General features: G+C 62.7%; 20 protein-coding genes. 5 read left to right on the forward strand and 15 right to left on the reverse strand.

The features are described from left to right. Positions 1-148: 148 nt before the first annotated feature. The 13 genes from cobA to R1W01_RS02625 all read right to left on the reverse strand — a co-directional run bounded on the left by cobA (position 149) and on the right by R1W01_RS02625 (position 15,551). The gene (gene cobA, locus R1W01_RS02565) at positions 149-1,171 is read right to left on the reverse strand and encodes a uroporphyrinogen-III C-methyltransferase (RefSeq protein WP_243613184.1); all 1,023 of its coding nucleotides are present in this window, start codon (positions 1,169-1,171) and stop codon (positions 149-151) included. Then, a complete protein-coding gene (locus R1W01_RS02570; RefSeq protein WP_297757838.1) occupies positions 1,168-3,798 on the reverse strand; it encodes a nitrate reductase in 2,631 nt (876 codons plus the stop codon). The genes cobA and R1W01_RS02570 overlap by 4 nt, the downstream gene beginning before the upstream one ends. Then, entirely contained in the window at positions 3,798-4,127 is a 330-nt protein-coding gene (nirD, locus tag R1W01_RS02575; RefSeq protein WP_243613183.1) for a nitrite reductase small subunit NirD, read from the reverse strand. The genes R1W01_RS02570 and nirD overlap by 1 nt, the downstream gene beginning before the upstream one ends. After that, positions 4,124-6,556, reverse strand: a complete 2,433-nt coding sequence (gene nirB, locus R1W01_RS02580) for a nitrite reductase large subunit NirB (protein ID WP_317275026.1) — start codon at positions 6,554-6,556, stop codon at positions 4,124-4,126. The genes nirD and nirB overlap by 4 nt, the downstream gene beginning before the upstream one ends. A 4-nt stretch (positions 6,557-6,560) precedes the next feature. Continuing rightward, positions 6,561-8,240, reverse strand: a complete 1,680-nt coding sequence (locus tag R1W01_RS02585; RefSeq protein WP_297757674.1) for an ABC transporter ATP-binding protein — start codon at positions 8,238-8,240, stop codon at positions 6,561-6,563. 5 nt (positions 8,241-8,245) lie between these two features. Further along, positions 8,246-9,322, reverse strand: a complete 1,077-nt coding sequence (locus R1W01_RS02590; protein ID WP_243613180.1) for an ABC transporter permease — start codon at positions 9,320-9,322, stop codon at positions 8,246-8,248. Positions 9,323-9,394: 72 nt separating this feature from the next. Next, complete coding sequence (locus R1W01_RS02595) at positions 9,395-10,762, reverse strand: CmpA/NrtA family ABC transporter substrate-binding protein (protein ID WP_297757679.1); 1,368 nt, start codon at positions 10,760-10,762, stop codon at positions 9,395-9,397. Positions 10,763-11,028: 266 nt separating this feature from the next. Continuing rightward, a complete protein-coding gene (locus R1W01_RS02600) occupies positions 11,029-12,204 on the reverse strand; it encodes an ABC transporter substrate-binding protein (protein ID WP_297757681.1) in 1,176 nt (391 codons plus the stop codon). Beyond that, positions 12,201-12,785, reverse strand: coding sequence for an ANTAR domain-containing response regulator (locus R1W01_RS02605; RefSeq protein ID WP_243613177.1), 585 nt, complete (start codon positions 12,783-12,785; stop codon positions 12,201-12,203). The genes R1W01_RS02600 and R1W01_RS02605 overlap by 4 nt, the downstream gene beginning before the upstream one ends. 125 nt (positions 12,786-12,910) lie before the next feature. Next, complete coding sequence (locus R1W01_RS02610) at positions 12,911-13,771, reverse strand: pyridoxamine 5'-phosphate oxidase family protein (RefSeq protein ID WP_297757683.1); 861 nt, start codon at positions 13,769-13,771, stop codon at positions 12,911-12,913. 15 nt (positions 13,772-13,786) lie between these two features. Continuing rightward, positions 13,787-14,437, reverse strand: coding sequence for a glutathione S-transferase family protein (locus R1W01_RS02615; protein WP_243613175.1), 651 nt, complete (start codon positions 14,435-14,437; stop codon positions 13,787-13,789). 18 nt (positions 14,438-14,455) lie between these two features. Next, positions 14,456-14,920 carry a DUF1348 family protein gene (locus tag R1W01_RS02620; RefSeq protein ID WP_243613174.1) on the reverse strand — a complete coding sequence of 155 codons (465 nt, stop codon included), beginning with the start codon at positions 14,918-14,920 and terminating at the stop codon, positions 14,456-14,458. Positions 14,921-14,996: 76 nt separating this feature from the next. After that, complete coding sequence (locus R1W01_RS02625) at positions 14,997-15,551, reverse strand: carboxymuconolactone decarboxylase family protein (RefSeq protein WP_243613173.1); 555 nt, start codon at positions 15,549-15,551, stop codon at positions 14,997-14,999. A gap of 104 nt (positions 15,552-15,655) precedes the next feature. Here R1W01_RS02625 and R1W01_RS02630 point away from each other — a divergent pair, with 104 nt between their 5' ends. The 4 genes from R1W01_RS02630 to nusB all read left to right on the forward strand — a co-directional run bounded on the left by R1W01_RS02630 (position 15,656) and on the right by nusB (position 18,871). Continuing rightward, complete coding sequence (locus R1W01_RS02630) at positions 15,656-16,552, forward strand: LysR family transcriptional regulator (RefSeq protein ID WP_297757687.1); 897 nt, start codon at positions 15,656-15,658, stop codon at positions 16,550-16,552. A gap of 177 nt (positions 16,553-16,729) precedes the next feature. Beyond that, on the forward strand, positions 16,730-17,851 hold the full coding sequence (ribB, locus tag R1W01_RS02635) for a 3,4-dihydroxy-2-butanone-4-phosphate synthase (protein ID WP_297757689.1): 1,122 nt from the start codon (positions 16,730-16,732) through the stop codon (positions 17,849-17,851). A 4-nt stretch (positions 17,852-17,855) separates the two neighbouring features. Beyond that, the gene (locus tag R1W01_RS02640) at positions 17,856-18,407 is read left to right on the forward strand and encodes a 6,7-dimethyl-8-ribityllumazine synthase (RefSeq protein WP_243613170.1); all 552 of its coding nucleotides are present in this window, start codon (positions 17,856-17,858) and stop codon (positions 18,405-18,407) included. Further along, positions 18,404-18,871, forward strand: a complete 468-nt coding sequence (gene nusB, locus R1W01_RS02645; protein WP_243613169.1) for a transcription antitermination factor NusB — start codon at positions 18,404-18,406, stop codon at positions 18,869-18,871. The genes R1W01_RS02640 and nusB overlap by 4 nt, the downstream gene beginning before the upstream one ends. A 53-nt stretch (positions 18,872-18,924) precedes the next feature. Here the strand turns inward: nusB and R1W01_RS02650 are convergent, their stop codons facing one another. Further along, positions 18,925-20,508: an amidohydrolase gene (locus R1W01_RS02650; RefSeq protein ID WP_297757691.1), complete on the reverse strand. Its 1,584-nt coding sequence runs from the start codon at positions 20,506-20,508 to the stop codon at positions 18,925-18,927. A 165-nt stretch (positions 20,509-20,673) separates the two neighbouring features. Between R1W01_RS02650 and R1W01_RS02655 the strand changes: the two genes are divergently transcribed. Next, the gene (locus R1W01_RS02655; protein ID WP_243613167.1) at positions 20,674-20,988 is read left to right on the forward strand and encodes a hypothetical protein; all 315 of its coding nucleotides are present in this window, start codon (positions 20,674-20,676) and stop codon (positions 20,986-20,988) included. Positions 20,989-21,042: 54 nt separating this feature from the next. Here the strand turns inward: R1W01_RS02655 and R1W01_RS02660 are convergent, their stop codons facing one another. Then, entirely contained in the window at positions 21,043-21,735 is a 693-nt protein-coding gene (locus tag R1W01_RS02660) for a nitroreductase family protein (RefSeq protein WP_297757693.1), read from the reverse strand. Positions 21,736-21,936 lie beyond the last annotated feature (201 nt).

The following is a 21,936-nucleotide window of genomic DNA, read 5'->3' on the forward strand; positions in this document are numbered from 1 at the left end:
GCAGGGTTTCGCAGTGCCGGTAGGCGGCGTTCTGGCGCGCCTCGTCAATTGATGCGCTCTATGCTGTGGCGAAGAAGAACGATCCGGACTTTGACCTGCCCGAGGGCTGCGAAGAGTAATCCGGTCCCCTGACGAGCGTCCTTGGTTCTCAGATCTGCGCCGCCAACGAGCGCTTGGCGGTGGCGACTGGGGCCTGGGCCTTGTGGGGTTTGGGCCATGTCACAAGCAGGATCGCGCAGCCTTTGATGGCCTCTGTCGAGAGTGTCTCGGTGAGGTGTGCAATCTCTGACGAGAGCAGCCTTTGGCCCGGCTTCGACACATCGACGGCGATCTCGACCGGAGCGTGTGGGGGCAGGCCTTTGTCGATCAGGGCCGCCGAGATGCGTCCAGCTTGGCGCACCGACATGTAGAAGGCGGTGGTTGTGCCCGGCCCGCAAAGGCGGGTGCAATCGGGGAACGGGTCTTGGTCATGGCCGGTTCCGGTGGCCAACACCAACGTGTCGGCGACCCCGCGCTCGGTCAGGCTTTGGCCCAAGGCAGAGGCGGCGGCGGAGGCGGCTGTGACGCCGGGGACGATCTCGACCGGGATGCCTGCGGCATGCGCGGCGTCCATCTCTTCGACGGCGCGTCCGAAGATTGCCGGGTCTCCGGATTTGAGCCGCACCACGCGGCGGCCCTTGAGGGCTTCGGCGACGATCTTTTGGTTGATCCTGTCCTGCGGCCAGCTATGCGCACCGACATGTTTGCCGACGAAGACGCGCTCGGCTTTGGGGTGGGCGAGATCGAGGACGTCTTCCTCGACGAGGCGATCATAGAACACCACATCCGCGGCTTGCAGGCGGGCCACTGCGCGCAGGGTCATCAGGTCGCGCGCGCCCGGCCCGGCGCCGACAAGAGAGATCGCACCGCGTGCAGGGGCTTGGGGCGTCTGGTTCGTGTCGCGCGCCGCTTTGCTCGTGGGGGAAACGGTGCGGGGCCAAAGGTCAATTGCTGTGTCCCGGAACAGGTAAGACCAAGCCCTTTGCAGACTTGGGCGCGAGAGAGGCGATAGGGCACTATGATAGAGGCGCGAGACCCAAGCGCCGAGAGAGGGGCGCGGGAGGTTTGTGGCGGGACGGGGCGCGATGTCGCGTGCGCGGTAAGGGATGGGCAGGTCGTTGGAGAGGGTCATTCGGCGGCCTCCTTGCGGGGGATCGTTTGTAGAAGCGCGGCGATCTCGGGACGGCAGGAGCCACAATTGGTCCCGGCGCCGAGCGCCTCGCCAATGGCGTCCACCGTCAGCGCCGTTCCAGTGCTTGCGGCTTCGCGGATCGTATTGATGCCGATCCCGAGGCAGGAACAGAGCACGGGGCCGGGATCAGGCATATCGGCAGGCGGGCGGCCGCTCAGCGCGTCGATGCGGTCGGTGCCGGGGACGGTGGCGAGGTAGTCGCGCTTGAGGGCGACCGGGGATGGCGCCACGAAAAGTGCGCCCAGTACGACGCCTTTATCGTGCAACAGGATGCGCGCGCTTGCCCGACCGGCGTCGATGATCGAGATGGCTTCTGCCTCGGGGGCCGAGAACAGTTTGCGGGCCTCGGTCTCCCAATCGGTGACCGGGGTCGTGCCGGCGAGTTCGGCGCGGTAGCCGCGTGCGCTTCGGGCCTGTGCCCAATAGTCAGAGCTTAGAGACATGGGCCGGGCGGACACTGCAAAGCCATACCAGGCGGCGTCAAACCGGGCGAGGGCGACGACGCTGGCCTTGCTTTCAGGCTGACCGGAGACCGGATCAGTTGCCGCGGCCACAAGCGTGTCGATCCGCGCGCAGGGGGCGGTTTCCCCGGTCCAGTGCATCGAGGCAAAGACCTGACCGGGCTGCACCGTCTCTGTGATACGGGCGCGCAGAATGGCGCGTCCGGTGGGGCTCGACAGGGTGACGAGATCTGCGGCGGCCAGGGTCAGCCGTGCGGCATCGTCGGGATGAATGTCGACAAAGGGTTCGGGCAGATGCGCCGAGAGACGCGGGCTTAGCGCGGTGCGGGTCATGGTATGCCATTGATCACGCAAGCGCCCGGTGTTGAGGCGAAACGGGTAGCGTGGACCGGTCTTGGCCGCGGGCGGGCGGTAGGTCACGGGCAGGATGCGCGCCTTTGCATCGTCATGGAAAAAGTGGCCGTCCGCGAAGAACCGCCCGCCTTGGCGGGTCTTGGTGACGGGCCAACGGGTTGGCGCCAGTGCCGCATAGGCGGCGGCGTCCAGATCAGCGAAGGCGGAGATGTCGAAATCGCGGCCAAAGCGCCCCGCGAGGCCGGAAAGCGCCGCATACTCGCGGAAGATCTCGGCGGGGTGGGTATAGGAGAACGCCCGGTCATGCCCCATGCGCCGTCCGACCTCGGCAAGGATGTCCCAATCCGGGCGCGCCTGTCCCGGAGCGGCCAGAACGCTGCGCTGGCGGCTGATGGTGCGATCGGAATTGGTCACGGTGCCGTCTTTTTCGGCCCAGGCCGTGGCAGGCAAAAGCACATCGGCCAGTCGCGCGGTATCGGTTTGGCCGGTGATATCGCTCACGACGGTGAAGGCGCAGTTGGCAATCGCTGCGCGCACACGGTCGGCTTCGGGCATCGAGACGGCCGGGTTGGTGTGGATGATCCAGAGCGCCTTGATCTGTCCGTTCTCGACGGCGCGAAACATGTCCACCGCCTTGAGGCCGGCGGCTTTGGGCATGGCGGGTGCTTGCCAGAAGTCCTGCACCGCCGCCCGGTGGTCGGCGTTTTCCAGATCGAGGTGACAGGCGAGCATATTGGCCAGCCCACCGACTTCGCGCCCGCCCATGGCGTTGGGCTGACCCGTGACCGAGAAAGGCCCCATGCCCGGTTTGCCGATGCGGCCCGTGGCAAGGTGACAGTTGAGGATGGCGTTGACCTTGTCGGCGCCGGAGGTCGATTGGTTGACGCCTTGCGAGTAGATCGTCACGACCTTCTCGGTCTGCATCCAAAGCGCGCAGAAAGTGGCGATCTCTTCGGGGCAGAGGCCGGTGACGGCGGGATCATCGCGCCGCGCCGCCGTCAGGGCGGAGGCGAGCCCTTGGGTATGGGCGCCATAGGCCTCGTCGAGCTTTCCGGCATCGGCAAGCGTGACCAGAAGGCGATTGAAAAGTGCCACGTCGCTTCCCGGTTGCAGGGCGAGGTGCATATCGGCGCCGTCGCAGCTTGCCGTGCGGCGCGGATCGATCACGACGATCTTGGTGCCGCGTGTCTTGCGGGCGGCGAGAAGGCGTTGGTAGAGCACCGGGTGGCACCAAGCGAGATTTGAGCCAACGAGCACCACGAGATCGGCCTCGTCGAGATCCTCATAGGTGCCGGGCACGGTATCGGTGCCAAAGGCGCGTTTGTGGCCTGCCACGCTCGAGGCCATGCAGAGCCGGGAATTGGTGTCGATATTGGCCGAACCGATGAAGCCTTTCATCAGCTTGTTGGCGACGTAGTAATCTTCGGTCAGCAATTGCCCCGAGACGTAGAAGGCGACGCTGTCGGGGCCATGTGTGGCGATGGTATCGGAGAACCGGTCTGCGACCAGTTGCAGGGTCTCATCCCAACCGGCGTCCTGACCGTTGACCTGTGGAGCGCGCAGCCGGTGCTGGAGGCCGGTTGTTTCGGCCAGAGCGGATCCCTTGGAGCACAGCCGACCGAAGCTCGCCGGATGTTCCGGATCGCCCCGCACCGCCAGCCCGCCTTGTCCGTCAGGGCGCAAGAGCACGCCACAGCCGACGCCACAATAGGGGCACGTCGAGCGGATTTCAGGAAGGCCGCCCCCATCCATCATGCGGCACTCCGTTTGCCGACCGCCTCGCCGTCCAGAAGAATGCGCGCCCCTTCGAGGCGCACCGGATAGGTGGCGAGTTGACCCTCTTCGCCCTGTGCGGCACCCGAGTTGAGATCGAACACCCAATTGTGCAGCGGGCAGGTGACGGAGCGCCCATGCACGATCCCATCAGAGAGCGGGCCGCCCTTGTGCGGGCAGGTATCGGAGACGGCAAAGATCTCGGCTTCAGCGGTGCGAAACAGGGCCACGCAGCCCACCGGTGTTTTCACCACACGCGCCCCGCGTAGGGGGATGTCGTCGATATGTCCAATGTCGATCCAGCTCATTCTGCGGCCTCCAGTGTCAGATCCGCCAAGGGCGCGTAGCTTGCCGCGCGTTCCTGCGCGTGTTCGGCCCAAGGGTCTTTGCGATAAATGGATTGCGAGAGTTCGAAAGCGGCAACCAAGCGCGCGCGTTCTTCGGGATCCGCGATCCGTTCTTTCACCCAGTCCAGCCCAACCTTGGCGAGCCATTTGTAGGGTCGGTCGAGATACTTGGCGTTCTCGCGGTAGAGCTGCACGAAAGCGGTGCTGACCTCGAGGGCTTCTTCCTCGGTGGGCACGTCGATCAGCCGTTCGGTTTCCTTGACGTCCATACCTGCCGCGCCGCCGACGCCGATCTGGTAGCCGCTGTCGACACAGACGATGCCGATGTCCTTGCATGTGGCCTCGGCGCAGTTGCGCGGGCAGCCGGAGACCGCCAGCTTGACCTTGTGCGGTGTCCAAGACCCCCAGAGCGCCTGCTCCAGCTTGATGCCAAGGCCGGTGCTGTCTTGCGTGCCGAAGCGGCAGTGATCGGTGCCGACGCAGGTTTTGACGGTGCGCAGCCCCTTGGAATACGCATGTCCCGAGACAAGACCTGCGCGGTTCAGATCGGCCCATATGGCGGGGAGATCCTCGCCCTTGACGCCAAGCAGGTCGATCCGCTGCCCGCCAGTCACCTTAACGGTCGGTACGTTGTATTTGTCTGCCGCATCGGCAATGGCGCGCAACTCATCGGGGTTGGTGATGCCGCCCCACATGCGCGGCACGACGGAGAACGTCCCGTCTTTTTGAATGTTGGCGTGTTTGCGTTCGTTGACGAAGCGGCTTTGCGGATCGTCCTGATATTCGAGCGGCCAGTCGGCCAGAAGATAGAAGTTCACCGCCGGGCGACAGACATGGCAGCCATTGGGTGTTTTCCAGCCGAGTTCCTGCCAAACCGCAGGTTGCGATTTCAGCTCTTGCGACTTGATCAGGCGGCGCACGTCCTCGTGGGTGAGGTCGCAGCAGCTACAAATGGGTTGCGCCGTTGGCATTTCGAACCCGTCGCCCAAGGTCACCTGAAGCAATTGCTCCACAAGACCGGTGCATGTCCCGCAGGAGGCGCTTGCCTTGGTCTGGGCTTTTACCGCGCCAAGGTCGGTGGCGCTGCCTTCGATGGCGTCGACGATCTGGCCTTTGCAAATGCCGTTACAGCCACAGATTTCCGCATCACGCGGCAAGGCTGCAACGGCTGATAGAGGGTCCGCTTGGTCGCCTCCTTGATAGGCGGGGCCAAAAATCAGCGTGTCGCGCATGTCGTCGATCTCGGTGCCGTCCTTGATCAGCCCGAAGAACCAGTTTCCGTCGGTGGTGTCGCCATACATCACCGCGCCGACGAGGCGGTCGCCTTCGATCACGAGGCGCTTGTAAATGCCGCGGGCAGGATCGCGGAACACGATATCCTCGCGCCCTTCGCCTTCGGCAAAATCGCCGGCGCTAAATAGGTCGCAGCCGGTGACTTTGAGCTTGGTCGCGATGTCCTTGACGACAAAGGCATCCGGTTCCTCGAGCAGGGTCTTGGCCAGAACTTTGGCTTGATCGTAGAGCGGCGCCACGAGCCCGAAGAGGTGTCCATTGAATTCGACGCATTCGCCAACCGCGTAGATGTCCGGGTCGGAGGTTTGCATCTGGGCGTTGACCTCGATGCCGCGTGCCACGGCGATGCCCGCGTCCGTCGCGAGCCGTGTTTCGGGCCGAATGCCAACGGCCATGACGACAAGATCCGCTTCCAGCCCGGTGTTGTCCTCGAGCAGCACGCCTTCCACCTTGTGATCCCCAAGGATCGCGGCGGTGGAGGCTTGGGTCTTGATGGTGATGCCACGCTTTTCCAGATCGCGGCGCAGGAGATAGCCCGCCGCTTCGTCCAGTTGCCGCTCCATCAGGTGGCCCATCAGGTGCAACACGGTCACGTCCATGCCGCGCCCGGCGAGCCCTGCGGCGGCTTCGAGGCCGAGAAGGCCACCGCCGATCACGACCGCCTTGCCGCCCGCCTTGGCGGCGTCGATCATGGCGTTGGTATCGTCGAGGTCGCGGTAGGTGACGACGCCGGGGAGGTCTTTGCCTTGCACCGGAATGATGAAGGGGGCCGAGCCGGTCGCGATGATGAGTTTGTCATAGGGGACATGGCCCTTTTGGCCTTCGACCACTTTCATGTCGCGGTCGATGCGGACCACGTGTTCGCCAAAGCGGCAGGTCACGCCATGCGCTTCGTACCACGCGGCGTCATGGGTGATGATGTCTTCGTAGGTCGTCTCGCCGGACAGGACTGGCGAAAGCATGATCCGGTTGTAATTGCCACGTGGCTCGGCATTGAAGAGGGTGATGTCGTAGGTGTCCGGGCTGGTCTCGACCAGTTGTTCGATCAGTCGGCCAGAGGCCATTCCGGCCCCGATGATTACCAGTTTCTGTGTCATGGGTTCACTCCGCCGCTATGGCCTTTGGGGCCGGGGATTTGGGCTTTGCGCCGTGCTCGTATTCTTCAAGGAAATCGAGCACCTCTTGCCGGTAGGCGTAGTAGTCCGGGTGCTCGAGGAGGGCCTTGCGAGTGCGTGGGCGCGGTAGATCGACCTTGGTGATCTTGCCGATGGTGGCCTGTGGTCCGTTGGTCATCATCACCACGCGATCAGCGAGGAGGATCGCTTCGTCCACGTCATGGGTGACGCAGATCGCGGTCACTTTGGTGCGGCTCCAGACTTCCATCAGGACTTCCTGAAGCTCCCAGCGGGTCAGGCTATCGAGCATTCCGAAGGGTTCATCGAGAAGCAAGAGCTTGGGTGACAAGGCAAAGGCGCGGGCGATGCCGACCCGTTGTTTCATGCCGTTCGAGAGGTCGGTGGCGGGCTTGTGCATCGCATCGGCCAGACCGACGCGTTCGAGGTAGTATTCCACCACGTCTTGTCGTTCGGCCTGTGAGGCCTTGGGATAGACCTTGTCCACCCCGATCGCCACGTTCTCCCGTGCTGTGAGCCATGGAAACAGGTTCGGCGACTGGAACACCACGGCGCGCTCGGGATCGGCGCCTTCGACGTGACGCCCGTCCAGCTTGATCGCGCCTTTGGAGATGTCGTTCAGCCCCGCCGCCATGGTCAGCACCGTGGACTTGCCGCAGCCCGAATGCCCGATCAGCGAGATGAATTCGCCCCGGTCGATCTTGAGGTCGAAATCCTCGACCACGGTCAGGGGGCCCTTAGGGGTCGGATAGACTTTGTAGAGTTGCGAGAAATCGAGGAAGCGCGAGTCGATCAGACCCTTTTGCGCATCTTGCACGGCGGTTGGGACGCCGTGGATCGGGGTCACGTCGGGCAACTCGCGGCTGCCTTCGACCTTGGCCTCGACCCCCACATCCATCAGGTAGGTCGTCACCTGGGCGCGCAGACGTTTAAAGCTCTCGTCGTGGTTCATGGCGCTGCGGTCCCGCGGGCGCGGGATGGTGACCTTGAACTCAGCCCCCAAGCTTCCGTCGGGGTTTAGCGCGATGATCCGGTCGGCGAGAATGATCGCCTCGTCCACATCGTTGGTGATCAGCACGCAGGTTTTCTTGTCCGCCTCCCAGATATGTTCGATCTCGTCGGCGAGATTGGCCCGCGTCAGTGCGTCGAGCGCCGAGAGAGGTTCATCCAGAAGCAGCATTTCCGGGCTCATGGCGAGGGCGCGGGCGACGTTCACCCGCTGACGCATGCCGCCCGAAAGTTCTGCCGGGCGGCGGCTCATGGCGTGGCTCAGGCCGACCATATCGACATAGTGGGCCACCTTCTCGGCTTTCTCGGCCTTGCTGAGGCCGGGGAAGACCGTATCGAGCGCAAGGCTGACGTTCCCGCCGACCGTGAGCCACGGCATGAGAGAATAGTTCTGAAAGATCACGCCACGTTCGGGGCCAGGGCCGGTAATCGGTGCGCCCTTGAAAGAGACAGTGCCCTTGGTGGGCGTCTCAAGCCCGGCCATCAGGTTGATCAGCGTCGTCTTGCCCGTCCCGGAGAAGCCGAGGATCACCAGGAATTCGCCCTCTTTCACCTCGAGGTCGATCCCTTTGAGCACGTCGGTCTTGTGCGTGCCTTCACCGAAGGACTTGCTGACGTTGTCGAAGGTCAGAATGCTCATAGCGCTCACCGATTGTTCGAGAAAGTGAAGAGGGATTGCAGCGCGTACATCACCCGATCCAGCAGGAAGCCGATGATGCCGATGGTGAAGACGGCGACCATGATCTTGGCGAGGCTGGAGCTCGAGCCGTTCTGGAATTCATCCCAGACGAATTTTCCAAGACCGGGGTTCTGCGCGAGCATTTCCGCCGCGATCAGGACCATCCAGCCGACGCCCAGAGAGAGACGCAGACCGGTAAAGATCAGGGGCAGGGCAGAGGGCAGGACAAGCTTGGTAATCTTGGTCCATGTGTTCATTTTCAAAACTTTGGAGACGTTCACCAAATCCTTGTCGATGCTCGCCACGCCCAGAGCGGTATTGATCAGGGTCGGCCAGAGCGAGCAAAGAGTTACGGTGACGGCAGAGATGATGAAGCTCTTGGCGAAGAGACCGCCTTCTGTGGCGGCAAGGGCCGAGACGATCATGGTCACGATGGGCAGCCAAGCCAGCGGCGACACTGGTTTGAAGATCTGGATCAGCGGATTGAGGCCTGCGTTCGCCGTGGGGGAGAGGCCTGCCAAGATGCCGAGCGGAACCGCCACGACTGTGGCCAGCAGGAAGCCAAAGAACACCGTCTGGATCGAGGTCCAGATCTGCTGATAGTAGCTTGGGGCGCCGGTATAGGCGCGTTCTTTGGGTTCGCGACCGCTTGCGATCAGGCGTTCGTTGAGTTGATCGACCTTGGCCTGAAATGCGGCGCGTTTCTCGGCCTTGGCACGCGAGTCCTCATGCAAGGTGACGGCTTCCTGCCAGACTTGCGTAGGTCCGGGCACGGCCCCGAGCGATGTTTGCACTTTGGGCGCCAGAGTGCCCCAAAGCAGCAGGAAGGCGGCGATCGCCAGAAGCGGCACGGCGAGGAGACGCCAGATTTCCTTGGCCTGGGCCTGGGGGTTGTCACCGGCGATGGCCTTGAGGACAGGGGTCATCCAGCTCAGGCCGAGCACCTGAAACCATTTGTCGGCGGCGTTGATGCGGGTAAAGAGGCGGGCCCGGCGGGCCTCTTTTGCCTCGGAACTTGCGAAATCTGGGTCGACGGTTGTCATGGGGAGGTTCCTTGATTTCTGATGTCGGGACGCCCTGCGCTTTGAGAGTTGCGCGCGGGCGCCCCGCTTTGGTCAGCCTTTGACAGCGGTGCCAACGACGCGCTGTTCGCCCTTGAGGCCGATCGGCAGGCTTTCGAGATAGGCGTTAGGGGTGCGGCCGTCGTAGGGGATGGCGTCAATGATGTCCGCGGCAGGTGTCGGCGCCTTGTAGCCATCGCTTTCCCAAGGGAAGTCTGCCTCGTTGGCGAGACCTTCGTCGACCAGCATCCGGGCCGCTTCGAGATAGATCTCGGGCTTGTAGACCGACTTGGCGACCTCGTCATACCAGCTATCGGGTTTGGGCTCGGAGATCTGCCCCCAGCGGCGCATCTGCGTCAGGTACCAGACAGCATCCGAATAGAAAGGATAGGTCGCGTTGTGGCGGAAGAAGACGTTGAAATCGGGGATGTCACGCTTGTCGCCTTTCTCGAATTCGAAGAACCCGGTCATGGAGTTGGCGATAACTTCGTAATCTGCGCCGACATATTCCGGGCGGGAGAGAATTCGGACGGCCTCGGGGCGGTTGGCGTTGTCATTCTCGTCGAGCCATTGGGCGGCGCGGATCAATGCCTTGGTCAGAGCCAGCGTGGTGTTCGGGTTCTGCTCGGCGAACTCGGCGGTGATGCCGAAGACCTTCTCGGGGTTGTTCTTCCAGAGTTGGTAGTCGGTGATGACCGGAACGCCGATGCCTTTGAACACCGCCTGTTGGTTCCAAGGCTCACCCACGCAATAGCCGTGAATCGTACCGGCCTCGAGCGTGGCGGGCATTTGCGGCGGCGGGGTGACGGAGAGGAACACATCGGCGTCGATCTGGCCGGAGATGTTCTGTTCGCTGTAATAGCCCGGGTGCAGACCACCGGCGGCGAGCCAATAGCGCAGTTCGTAGTTGTGGGTCGAGACCGGGAACACCATGCCCATGTTGAAGGGTTTGCCTTCGGCCTTGTACTCTTCCACGACCGGGGCAAGCGCCGATGCGCTAATCGGGTGTTGTGGGCGACCGTCATCCATCTTGGGGATGTGTGGCAGCATTTTTTCCCAGACCGCATTGGAGACGGTGATCCCGTTGCCGTTCAGGTCCATGGAGAAGGGCGTGATGATATGCGCCTCGGTGCCGAAGCCGATGGTGGCGGCGAGCGGCTGACCGGCGAGCATATGTGCGCCGTCGAGCTGTCCGTCGATGACGCCATCGAGAAGCACTTTCCAGTTGGCCTGTGCTTCCAGCGTGACGAAAAGACCTTCGTCGAGGAAATAGCCTTGTTCATAGGCGACGGCCAGCGGCGCCATATCGGTCAATTTGATGAAGCCAAATGTCAGCTCGTCTTTTTCGAGTTCCAGCATTTCGGCGAATGCGGGGCTTACCAATGCGGTTGAGGCGGCAAGCCCAAGGAGAAGCTTTTTCATCGTCTTTCCTTTCGATGCGCCCGGAAGGGAGGAGGGCCGGGCAAATGCAAAAAAGGCCACTGCACATGCCGCTGAGAAACAGCGGTGCGCGAGCGGCCTTGCTCATGAAATCCCTGTCGATGGGAGAATTCTGATCAGCTCACCCCGTTGTGGGCTGATGAGATCATCATTCCGCAGTGCAGCAATCTCACAAAGCAAAGATCGTGAAACGTGTGGGAAAACGGGTCTTTTGGAGCGGGGGATCGCGAGAAATGCCTAAAAAAGCATCAGTTGCCTTCGCTGGGGTCGAAAATCTGGCCGTCAAAGAAGGCGTCTGGCAGGAGACTGATGCCCCCTTTCATCGACGCAACAGCGGTTGCATGACGAATCGCGCCTTCGAGTTTCTCGGATGCGCCGGGCAGATCGGCTCCGGTCGAGGCGAGATGACTGCGGTGCAGGTCGCTGCGGAAGACATGTGCAGCTTGGGAGGTGGAGACCGCGCCATTGGTGCCGTGGCGCTGTTGCAATTGCTGGGCGATCCACTTGGCCTGACTACGCCAGGGGAAGGTAGCGGCGCCGGTATGGAATTCGACAAAGTGGTCGACTGTGCGCTGGGCGCCGCTGCTTGTCACCGTGAGCTCGCCGGACAGAGCCCGGTCAATGAGTTCGGCAGGCACATCCAGATAGGCTTTGCGCGAGAGAATTTCCCCGGCGGTGCTGCGGCTTTCGGGACTGCTGAGCCAGCGGCCCGCGCGCCAGACCGCCCGCATCAGGCGTCCCAGAAGGTCGGGCTCGGTCTCGGCCCAATCGGTACGCACGGCGAGCACCTTTTCGGGCGCAAATTCCCAGATCGCCTTGCCCGGAAGCAAAAGCGCGCCAAGCCCCCGGTCGACAGCGACCGAACCCCAGGGTTCGCCAACGCATAAGGCGTCAATATCGCCCGCGGCCAGAGCTTCGGCCATAAGTGGTGGCGGTACGGTCCGGATCTCGATGCCATCTTCGCCAAGCGCGGTGCGGGCCCCCCAATAGCGCAGGAGTTCGACATGCATGGAAAAGGGGAAAGGCACGCCAAAGGTAATCGGTCCGTCATGTGCGGCGGCCAGAGCGGCGGCGGCCTTGACCGGATCCTTGAAGTCAAAATCGTACCCGGATGCGCGGAGCGTGTCTTCCAGCGCGCGTCCGACACCGAGCACATTGCCATTGGCCGACAGGATCGACACCGCCGAGATCGGCGTCGAGACGCCGCCAAGCCCCAGAGCCATGGCCACCGGGACAGGCGAGAGCAAATGCGCCGCGTCGACGCGCCCGAAGGCCAGCATATCGCGCACAGAAGACCAGGAGGGCGCGGCGATCAGGTCCAGCGATATGCCTTCGGATTCGGCGAATCCCATCTCCTGTGCGACGATCAGGGGGGCCGCATCCACGAGGGGCATGAAGGCCACGGAGATATTGACCGTCTTCATCCCAGAAGCCCCGATGCAGTCACCAGCGCTTCGGCTACGTCGGGCACGCGGCGGCCTTGATCCATCGCCGTCTTGCGCAAGAGCGCGTAGGCGGCGTCTTCGTCAATGCCCTTGGCTTTCATCAGGAGGCCCTTGGCGCGGTCGATCACCTTGCGCTCTTCAAGGGCGCGCCGTGTCTCGGCGAGTTCGCTGCGCATCTGGCGCACCATGCGGAACCGCGCAATTGCGGTATCCATGACGGGTTTGATGCGTTCCGGTGAAAGACCATCGACGACATAGGCCGAAACGCCCGCCTCGATTGCGGTTTGTGCCAAGCCGCCAGCCGCACCCGAAACGAACATCGCCACTGGGCGCTCGAGCGGGCCAGAGGCGAGGGTCAATTCCTCGAGCATATCGCGCGTTGGGTTGTCGATGTCGATCAGGACGATATCCGGAGCGTGCGCCGCGATCCTGCGCCCGAGGCCGCTGGCTTCGGAGATCACAAAGACGTCGCAGTCGACACTGTCTTTCAAGGCATCGACCACCGCGATCGCGCGATCGCGGTTTTCTTCGACTACAACGACTGTGAGTTTCGTATCCATCATAGGTCGAATGGCGCGCCAGTATGTGTTCGGCAAGGGCCGATGCGGCGTTGCAGCGAGCGGCCTGCGCAATTTGGCGCGCTTTTACGACTAATGTCCATTTTTTAGGCGTTGAGGGCGACCTTCTAGAGGACGCCGCTCACCCGCCAGATCGCGGCGGGGTGGAGATCGATGACCCGTTCGGCACCGTCGATCCGGGCGGCCCGCTCGGGCGTCCAGTCGATGCGGGCGTGGCCGGTCAGAAGCACCGCATCTCCGGTTGTGAAATCGGGGATGAAGAGCCCGGCGCGGCCCGTGGTTTCGATATTGCCAAGCGTATTGAAGAACCGGTTGCCCGCGAAGTCGGGGAATGACAGCGTGCCGTCTTTGCCAATCTGCAACACGCCGGGCGTGCCGCCGCGATGGGACACATCGGCGCCGCCGTCACCGCTCGTGGCGATGAAGAATGTATCTGCGGCGGAGATGATGGCGTGGGTGGTCGGGTCGTCGAGCGTGACACGCTCTCCCAGCGCGCTTGGGCCTGATCTTGCGGGGAGGTTGATCGCGCGCGGGTGAATGTATTTGGGGCAATTGCCAAAGCTCTGCTCGACGGCAACCGTCAGGCCGCTTTTCGTGGCGCTTGCGATGGCACCGTTCATGCGGTTGCGGCGTCGGGTCTCGAACTCTAGCCCAAGGGTGGCCACCTTGGCACCGGGGCACAGATCGAGGCCCAGTTGCTCGGCGAGAACCGGAAGGCCGGGGAGCGTGAGGGTTGTTTCGGAGGCACGCGCACGGGTGGGGAGGAGATGCACCGTCGCCCAAGGCCGCCCGAACCCGTCCTTCAGTCCGAGAAAGACCAGAGGCAGGTTTTCAAAGAACGCTTGGTGTTGTGGCAGCATCTCGGGGCGGATGGCGCGGGCGGCGCGGCTGCGCCACTCTGCGCTGATGCCTGCGCGGTCCTGCACGGCGCGCTCACCGGCGTGAAACACATACGGGGTCTCAGTCATGGTGATGGGCCTTGTTCAGGCGACGTCTTCAGGGACGCGCGAGGGTTCCATGGCAACGAACCCCGGCAAGGCTTCGATACGCGAGAGCCATGCGCGCACCGCGAGGTAGGCTCGCAGGCTCACACCGCCCTCGGGGGCGTGTGCGATGTAGCTATAGCAGGCGATATCGGCGATGGTGATGGCGCGGCCGGTGAGGAAACTACGGGTCTTGAGGGTGTCCTCCATGACGCGAAGCAGGCGATGGGCCTTGGCTTGGGCTGCCTCCTGATCCAACTTGGCACCAAAGACGGACACCAGTCGGGCGATTGCCGGGCCGGAAGCGATCTCGCCTGCGGCGACCGAAAGCCAGCGTTGCACCTCGGCGCCGTGCTGCGCCGTATCCGGAAGCCAGCGGTGCCCGTCCGGGTAGTTGCGCACCAGATACACGAGAATGGCGTTTGAATCTGCCAAAATGGTGCCGTTGTCATTGATTGCGGGCACTTGGCCGAAGGGGCTGAAACGGAGGAAGGCGGGCGACTTGTGGGCACCGTTGGCCATATCGAGATCATAGGTCTCATAGGGCACGCCAAGCAGTGACATCATCAGCTCGACCCGGTGGCAATGCCCGGACTTGGGATTGCGATAGAGCCGGATCGGTTCGGCATTGCAGGGAAAATGCGGGTTCATGGGACGGTCCTTCCTTTGTTAGAGCCCGAGCTCGCTCAGGCCTGGATGGGTGTCGGGCCGACGCCCGAGGGGCCAGTGGAACAGGCGTTCGTCTTCGGAAATGGGGCGTTCGTTGATGCTTGCATGACGCTCGGTCATCAAACCGTCGGAGGCAAAGGCCCAGTTCTCGTTGCCATAGGCGCGGAACCATTGGCCGCTGTCGTCGTGGTATTCATAGGCATAGCGCACGGCGATGCGATTGTCGGAGAAGGCCCAGAGCTCCTTGATCAGGCGGTAGTCCAGCTCGCGTGTCCATTTGCGGGTCAGGAAGGCTTCGATCTCGGCACGGCCGACGGGAAATTCGGCACGGTTCCGCCAGCGGCTGTCGACGGAATAGGCGAGCGTGACTTTGGCCGGATCGCGGGCGTTCCAGCCGTCCTCGGCAAGACGTACCTTTTCGCGGGCGGTGTCTTCGGTGAAGGGCGGCAACGGCGGGCGGGACATGGGGTGGTCCTTTCAAGGGCGTGGGGCGTTCAGGCGGGCGGCCGGACGGGGGACGAGCCCGGCCACCACACCAAGGTCAAGCGGCGAGATCGCCAGCTTGGACCGCGGGGAAGTCGATCTCGGTCTGGGCCAGTTCGTTGAGGTAGTTGGTCCAGATGTTCAGTGCGACATGCTGCACGATCTCGATCACCTGGCCATCGTCATAGCCCGCCGCGCGCACTGCCTTCAGGTCTTCGTCAGCGATACGGCCGCGTGCGTTCAGCACGCTTACGGCAAAGCGCACGGCAGCGTCGGCTTTGGCGTCGTTCGAACGGCCAAGACGGTTTGCGGCGATTTCGGCGTCGTCGAGCTTGGCGAGGTTCTTTCCGAGGTAGGTATGCGCCGAGAGGCAGTAGTTGCAGCCGTTTTCCTGAGCCACGGCGAGGGCAACCCGTTCGCGGGTGGCGGCCGGGAGGCGGCCTTTGCCGAGAGCGCCGGAGAGGCCGAGGTAGCCTTCGAGGGCGGCGGGGCTGACAGAGGCGAGGCGGAACAGGTTGGGCACCGAGCCAAGCTGTGTCTCGACGGCCTGCAACAGCGGCTGAGACGCTTCGGGGGCGGCGGTGATCGTCGCAGGGTAGGTGATGCGGGACATGTGGAAGCTCCTTTTGCTTGCGATGAGACGAGACTTAGAGGGTTCCAAAAAGCAGGAGTAGGCGGTAAATTTGGGATGATAGTTCTCATTTTTTGGAAAGATCAGTGACCGACCGACTCGAAACCATGTCGATTTTTGCGCAAGTTGTGGATGCAGGCAGCCTGACAGCCGGGGCGCGGGCACTGCGGATGCCCATCGCCACGGTCAGCCGTCGGGTGGCCGAGCTAGAGACCTCGCTTGGTGCGGAGCTGTTGCTGCGGTCGCCGCGTGGTCTTTCGTTGACGGATACGGGCCAGACCTATCTCGCCGCTTGTCGACGCATTCTTGAGGACGTGGCCGAGGCCGAGCGCAATGCGTCAGGTGAATTCAAGATGCCACGTGGGATGCTTACGATGACGGCGCCGGTCGTCTTTGGAAGGTTGCATGTCTTACCCACGGTTACGGCTTTCCTGCGGATGTTTCGAGAGGTCGATATTCGTCTGGAGCTGACGGATCGTCCGGTCAACTTGCGTGAAGAGCATCTTGATCTTGCGGTGCGCATCGGACCCTTGCCCGATAGTGATTTGATCGCGCGCAAGGTGGGCGAGATTTGCCGCATCGTCTGTGCAAGCCCAGCCTATCTTGCAGAACGCGGCACGCCCGAGACGCCACACGATCTTGCACAGCATGACGCGATCACATTTCAGAACCTGATGTCGCCACAGGATTGGCGTTTTGGTGCGGGGCGCGAAGAGATCATCGTGCCGGTGCATTCCCGCCTTGTGGTGAATACGGCGGAGGCGGCGATTGATGCCGCGGTGCGCGGTCTTGGGGTCACGCGGGTTCTCTCCTATCAGGCGGCTGATGCGATCAAGGCGGGGAGGTTGGTGCCGCTCTTGCAAGGCTTTGAACCGGAACCCTGGCCGGTACATCTTCTCTATGAACCGCGCGCGATGGTGCCGCAGAAACTCCGCGCGTTCCTAGATTACGCAGTAACGCGGATTGCGGATGACCTCGCTTGAGGTAGGGAACGGCCGCGGTCAGAGCCGGGATTGGTCCAAGTAGAATGTTCCGCCGTGGGCGAGGGGCGACAATTGTGCATCTCAAATGTCGGGTTCGGCCCGGCCATGCCGGTTGCGCCTCTGGCCAAGGGGGCTTGCTTGCGGTATTTCCGCGCTTGAGTAGACGAGAGAGAGCCCATGACATTCGAGACACCCGGCCCCGTGGAAGAATCGCTGCGCGATGCGATCAGCCCGATTGAGGAGATCATCGAGGATGCGCGGCAGGGCCGCATGTATATCCTTGTCGACCACGAGGACCGCGAGAATGAGGGTGATCTCATCATCCCGGCGGAGTTTGCAGATGCGGATGCGATCAACTTTATGGCGACGCATGGGCGGGGGCTGATCTGTTTGCCGATGACGGCCGAGCGGATTGAGCGGCTTGGCCTGCCGATGATGGCGGTCAACAATTCGAGCCGGATGGAAACCGCCTTTACCGTCTCCATCGAGGCGCGAGAGGGCGTGACCACAGGGATTTCGGCGGGGGACCGGGCGCTGACCGTGGCCACCGCGATCAACGAGCAGAACACCATGGCGGCGATCGCGACACCGGGGCACGTCTTTCCGCTGCGCGCGCGCAATGGCGGGGTGTTGGTGCGGGCCGGGCACACGGAGGCGTCGGTCGACATTTCGCGGCTGGCGGGGCTGAACCCGTCGGCGGTCATTTGCGAGATTATGAATGACGATGGCACCATGTCGCGCCTGCCAGAGCTCGTGGCGTTCGCCAAGGTGCACGGACTCAAGATCGGCACGATTTCAGACCTGATCGCCTATCGTCACCAGCACGACAACCTCGTGCGCGAGACGCGACGCGAGACAGTGACCGCGGATGTTGGCGGTGATTGGGAGATGCGGGTCTTTACCGACGTGATCCACGGCATCGAACATATTGCGCTTATCAAGGGCGATGTAACGACGCCGGAGCCGGTCTTGGTGCGGACCCATGCGCTCAATGAATTGCAGGATGTGCTCGGCATCGGGGCAAAGCCGCGCGACGAGTTTTCCCGCGCGATGGAGATCGTGGCCGAGGAAGGGCGCGGTGCGGTGCTATTGTTCCGCGAACCGCATCCCAAGCTCGATTTCGGCGAAGAGGATGACCGCCCCCGGATCGTCAAGCACACCGGACTTGGCTCGCAGATCCTGTCGTCGCTGGGGATGAGCGATTTGGTCCTTCTGACCGACTCGCCCCGGACGCAATATCTCGGTATCGACGCCTACGGGCTGTCCATTGTGGGCACCCGCCCGATTTCCAAGGAGTGAGCCCATGGCCGGCGCAGAAAAGCACTATATCCTTCCCCGCCCGGAGTTTGACAAACCAGTCAAACTCGCGATCGTGATCTCTCCCTATTACAAGGATATCGCCGACAACATGCTCGCAGGTGCCACGGCCGAGATCGAGGCGGCGGGCGGGACTTACGAGGTTGTCGAAGTACCCGGTGCGCTTGAGATTCCGACGGCGATCGGGATTGCCGAACGGATGAGCAATTTCGACGGGTACGTGGCGCTTGGCTGTGTCATTCGTGGCGAGACGACGCATTACGAGACGGTCTGCAACGATTCGAGCCGGGCGATCCAGCTTTTGGGGCTTCAGGGGCTTTGCATCGGCAATGGAATCCTCACGGTCGAGAACCGCACACAGGCCGAAGTGCGCGCCGATCCGAAAGATCAGAATAAGGGCGGTGGGGCGGCTGCGGCGGCCTTGCATCTTATCGCGCTCACGCGTAAGTGGGGCGGCCAGCGCAAGGGCGTCGGATTCATGCCGGCCTCCGAGGAATTCAAGATCGCTGGTGAACTCAAGGACAACCCGACCGCATGACCCTTTCCGGCAACCAGAAACGCAAGATGAAATCCGCGGCCCGGCTCTATGCCGTGCAGGCGCTCTACCAGATGGAGCTTCGCGGGCAGACCGTGGACAAGGTCCGCCTTGAATTTCTGGACCATCGCTTTGGCGAACAGTTCGATGAGTACGATATGCTCGAGGGCGATGTGGACCTGTTCACGCGCACGCTTGAGGATGCGGTGAACTATCAGGCGCAGATCGACCAGATGACGGACCGGGCGCTTGTGGCGAAATGGCCGATCGCGCGGATCGACTCGACGCTGCGCGCGTTGTTTCGGGCGGCGGGGGCCGAAGTCACGCATGGGGACGCGCCGGCCAAGGTTGTGATCGCGGAGTATGTGGCGCTTGCCGAGGCGTTCTATCCCGGTGGCAAGGAGCGGCAATTCGTCAATGCCGTCCTCGACCACATGGCGCGCGAAGCGAAGCCGGAAGACTTCTGAGAAAGGCAAAGTCTTCTAGAAGACCTTGCCCATACAGAACGCTCTAGAACAGTCTAATCACGGGTCGGGATGACCCAATCTTCGCCGCGTGCGGTCGTGATGTATTCCGGCCAGCGGGCGTTGAGGGGTGGGGCGTAGTCGCAGAGCGGGGCGAGCCAGTCAGTGCCGCCGATTCCGCCACCGGTGCGGGCTTTGAACTCGGCCTGAGCTTCTTCGAGAAGTGCCGGATTGGTGAGGCAATCAAGCGCCGTCAGGGCGAGCACCTGTGCCGCTATCTCCATCATCGGGTCTATGCAAGGCCCATGTCCCCCCATCGCGTTCATCGCCCATGCGGGATAGGCGTAGCCTTCAGGCGCGGAAAGGGCGGGGCGACCGATATAGAGCCGCACGGTCGGCGCGTGCCAGCAATATTCGGTATAGTCATCGGAGGTGAAATGGCGCTGCGAGGGCGGGAGGATGTCGCGCAGGGCGGCTTCGGCCTCCTTGGGGGGCATCAGCTCGGAGATCATCGGCAGAAAGGGATCCTCCATCGCCTCAAGGCCAAGCTCGGTCTGGATCGTGCGGGCGAAGCTGCGGGCCTCCGCGCCCCATCGCGGCGCGCCGACCGTTTCAAGATTGGCATAGGTAGCGGCGGCGAGCGCGTGGTTGGGCAGGCCGGGACGCGACTTGGCGACCCAACGGCGACGCCAAGAGCAATGACAAAGCCGGGCAGCGGCCTCGGCGAAGTGATCGAGGCCACGGATGATATGCTCGGCCTCCGAGACTTCGGAAATGCGGATGAAATACATAATCTCGGCGATCTGGGCCGGGATATTGTCGGCGGTGGCCTGTCCGTGACTGAGGATGGTTTCGTTCATCGACCAGCTTTGCCCCGGCGCCATGATGTGTTCGCGCAAGGCTTTGGCGGATTGATACATCTGCACCATGGCGTCCGTTGCGCCGGGGGCGCGGGCGGTGGCGTGGCTTGCCGGAATGGGAGAGGCATCGCTGCCTGCCATCCATGTCTCAGGTTCCTCGCAGGTGAATTCGTAGATGACGCCATAGCCGACGCCGCAATGGGTATCCCAGCGCACGGTGTTGCAGAGCGGGGCCATGTAGAAGGGATGGAACGACAGGGCGGCGTCGAGATCATCATAATATCCGGCGGCGGCGTGAATCGGCTTGGAACCGCGCACTTTCTCGGCGGGTTCGCCAAAGAACTTGAGCCGTCCGGGGATGTCATGGGCCTGCATCGCGGCCTTGGTGGCGAGGAAACCACCAAGCGCCCCCATGCCAAGGGCGGAATGGGGATCGGTATGGCCGCCCGCATGGGGCCCGAGACCGGGGCGGGGCATCTTGCGGGGTTCTGCCGCCTGGCAATTGCCGGGGATGCCGTCATATTCCGCGTAGCCGCCGATGGTCGGCCCGTCGCCGTTTTCCCATGTGGCGCAGAAAGCGGTTGGCATGCCTGCCGAGCCTTCCTCAACGGTAAAGCCCTCGCGGCGCAGGAGGTCGACGTAATAGGCCGCGCTTTTGTATTCGCGCCAAGCGGTCTCGCCAAACTCCCAGATATCGCGGGTCCAGCGTGACAGCTCGGGCATCCGGGCGGCAACGGTGTCTCTGGCGGTTTGGTGGGCGGTGGCGCGGGCGTCCGGCATGTCTCTGCTCCTCTTTTGGGCAGAGCCTAGGGGGCGGGTGCGGGGAGATGCAAGAAATCCGCCCCTCGCAACGCAAAGATTGGCCCAAAATGTCGCTTTGGTGGGATTCTCCTTGCCATATTCGAGAAACGGCATAGCTTCTATGAGAAGAAGGGAGAGTCTCTCATGCCCAAATTGATCCGTTTGTATATTACGCAGGTGCTTGCCGGTTTTGGCCTCTCGGCGATTTTCGTCGGGCTTCTGCTCTATTTCAACGTCGGCAACCTCTGGCATCTCGTGTCGGGCACGTCGGGCGGTCTCGTGGCCGTAGTGATGCTCTTTATGTTCAACGGTATCGTCTTTGCCGGGGTGCAGTTCGCGATTTCGATCATGCGCATGGCACAAGACGACACGCCCGGAGGCGGCAAGCGGGATGACCTCCCGGTGATGCCCGCGCGGCTTGTCCCCGTGCCGGTCGAGGCGTCGTCAAAGCGCAAGTAAGCGCGTGACAGGTTTTTCAGGAAAGGCAGGTGCCATGGGCACCTGCCTTTTTCGCTATTCGTAGACTGTCAGGATCTGATCGAGCGGTTTCTTGATCTTGGCGACCGAGGGGATGGCCGCGTCTTCGGCAGGGTGTCCGACGGCGAGGATCATCACGGGCTTCTCGGCATCAGGACGCGCGAGGGCGCCGTTAAGGAACTTCATCGGATTTGGCGTATGTGTCAGGACAGACAGGCCGGCTTGATGCAGGGCGGAGATCAGGAAGCCCGTGGCAATGCCAACGCTTTCGGGCACGTAGTAGTTCTTGTAGCGGGTGCCGTCATCGAAGGTGCCATATCTCTGGGCGAAGATCACGATGAGCCAGGGCGCGATCTCGAGGTGGGGTTTGTCGGCATTGGTCCCAATTGGTTCAAGCGCCTTGATCCATTCGTCGGGGGCGCCGCCATCATAAAAGCGGCGTTCTTCTTCCTCGGCCTCGGCGCGGATGCGGGATTTCAGCGCCGGGTTGGCAATGGCGACGAAGTGCCATGGCTGATGATTGGCGCCAGACGGGGCGCGCCCTGCGGTCCGGATGCAGGTGTCGATCACGTCGCGCGGCACAGGCCGGTCTGTGAAGTCACGCACGGTGTGGCGGGTCTTCATCGCCTCGAAATAGGCAGTGGCCGCGGCAAGCATCTCGGCGTCGCTCATATCGCTTCGGTTGGGCAGGGGGACGGCTTCGTAGGACAGGGCGTCGCGCGCAAACATGGGATAGCTCCTTTGGTCTTTGCCCCGAGCCTAGCGGAGCAGGGCAAGAGAGGAAAGCGGCGGGCCCGCAAACGCAGCCGTGTGGTTATCTCATTCCCGAGGACCTGTTTATACAGGTGGGCGCCAGGTAATCAGGCCAGGACCTGAACAGAGCCAGCTCCCTCGGAATTGCTTAAGGCCACCGGAATGCTACCGTATCAC

Source organism: Shimia sp. FJ5 (genome assembly GCF_032918335.1).
GTDB lineage: Bacteria > Pseudomonadota > Alphaproteobacteria > Rhodobacterales > Rhodobacteraceae > Shimia > Shimia aestuarii_A.